The organism is Sphingobacterium chuzhouense (assembly GCF_014692525.1).
In the GTDB taxonomy this organism is placed as follows: Bacteria; Bacteroidota; Bacteroidia; order Sphingobacteriales; family Sphingobacteriaceae; genus Sphingobacterium; species Sphingobacterium chuzhouense.
This window is the reverse complement of sequence record NZ_JACNYL010000008.1, coordinates 1-1,636: the sequence shown is the minus strand read 5'-3', so window position 1 is coordinate 1,636 and position 1,636 is coordinate 1. Positions and strand designations below refer to the sequence as shown.

Below are 1,636 nucleotides of genomic sequence, written 5' to 3'. Positions count from 1 at the left end.
GGATTCGCCCCCCATGGAATGCTCCCCTACCACTGCACATAAAATGTGCAGTCCATAGCTTCGGTACCGTCCTTGATGCCCGTTTATTATCCACGCCCGGCCGCTCGACTAGTGAGCTGTTACGCACTCTTTAAATGAATGGCTGCTTCCAAGCCAACATCCTAGCTGTCTGGGCAACCGGACCTCGTTAGACCAACTTAGAACGGATTTGGGGACCTTAGCTGATGGTCTGGGTTCTTTCCCTCTCGGCCTTGGACCTTAGCACCCAAGGCCTCACTGCCGGACATATTTAACGGCATTCGGAGTTCGTCTGGATTTGGTAGGATTTGACTCCCCCGCACCCAATCGGTAGCTCTACCTCCGTTAAACTAAAGCCCGACGCTGTTCCTAAAAACATTTCGGGGAGTACGAGCTATTTCCCAGTTTGATTGGCCTTTCACCCCTACCCTCAGGTCATCCGGAAACTTTTCAACGTTTATCGGTTCGGTCCTCCATTGCGTGTTACCGCAACTTCAACCTGCCCAAGGGTAGATCACAAGGTTTCGCGTCTGCCCCGCCCGACTATGCGCCCTATTAGGACTCGCTTTCGCTCCGGCTCCCCCGCTGAACGGGTTAACCTTGCCGGACAGGTGCAACTCGTAGGCTCATTATGCAAAAGGCACGCCGTCACGGACTTGCGTCCGCTCCGACCGATTGTAGGCACACGGTTTCAGGTTCTTTTCACTCCCCTGTTCGGGGTCCTTTTCACCTTTCCCTCACGGTACTGGTCCACTATCGGTCTCCCAGGAGTATTTAGCCTTGGCGGATGGTGCCGCCGGGTTCACGCAGGATTTCTCCGGTCCCGCGCTACTCAGGATACTGCTATGTCCATATTCTTTGCCTGTAAGGGGCTTTCACCCGTAATGCGCAGTTTCCCACCTGCTTCCAGTTCATCATACGGTACAATATCGCAGTCCTACAACCCCTGCCATGCCGTAACATAACAGGTTTGGGCTGCTCCGCGTTCGCTCGCCACTACTTGCGGAATCACTCTTGTTTTCTCCTCCTGCGCCTACTTAGATGTTTCAGTTCAGCGCGTTCGCCCCGAATATCTCAGATATACGGTGGCATGCCTCCAGCATGCCGGGTTGCCCCATTCGGAAACCCGCGGATCTATTCGTATGTGCCGATCCCCGCGGCTTATCGCAGCTTGTCGCGTCCTTCCTCGCCTCTGGGAGCCTAGGCATCCCCCGTGTGCCCTTATTTACTTTCTTCCGTCCCATACCCCTTTTGCCTGGCATGGGACTGCCTCCGTCCGGCACCGATACATCGGTGCCCGACTTCCTCTGTCCTCTCGTTTGTTTTTTTCTATCCCAATATGTCAAAGAACTTTCCCCCCGTAACACTCCGACCCGTCCAGGGCAGCGATGCCCGCGCAGGTACGCCGGTTAGGGGATATGCGGATACGGGCGTAACCAAACACCCGTATCCCGTTACCTTATAAAATGACCATGAATGTGCGCAGCGGAATCCGGTCCGGACGCTCCAGAAAGGAGGTATTCCAGCCGCACCTTCCGGTACGGCTACCTTGTTACGACTTAGCCCCAATTACCGGTATTGCCCTAACACGCTCCTTGCGGCTACATGCTTTAGGCAC

1 protein-coding gene and 2 rRNA genes are annotated in these 1,636 nt (G+C 55.0%); 1 reads left to right on the top strand and 2 read right to left on the bottom strand.

Features of this window, described 5'->3' with window-relative positions; genetic code table 11:
• A 23S ribosomal RNA gene (locus tag H8B21_RS20480) occupies positions 1-1,253 on the bottom strand; the annotation flags it as partial.
• Positions 1,254-1,357: 104 nt separating this feature from the next.
• On the opposite strand from H8B21_RS20480, the gene H8B21_RS20785 reads away from it, so the two are divergent.
• Positions 1,358-1,483, top strand: coding sequence for a hypothetical protein (locus H8B21_RS20785; protein ID WP_262891569.1), 126 nt, complete (start codon positions 1,358-1,360; stop codon positions 1,481-1,483).
• A gap of 45 nt (positions 1,484-1,528) precedes the next feature.
• On the opposite strand, the gene H8B21_RS20475 is transcribed toward H8B21_RS20785, so the two are convergent.
• Positions 1,529-1,636, bottom strand: a 16S ribosomal RNA gene (locus H8B21_RS20475); the annotation flags it as partial.

Bases quoted from the DNA above. Each gene is read 5' to 3' on its own strand.
- H8B21_RS20785 (WP_262891569.1), top strand. From the start codon at position 1,358: ATGTCAAAGAACTTTCCCCCCGTAACACTCCGACCCGTCCAGGGCAGC.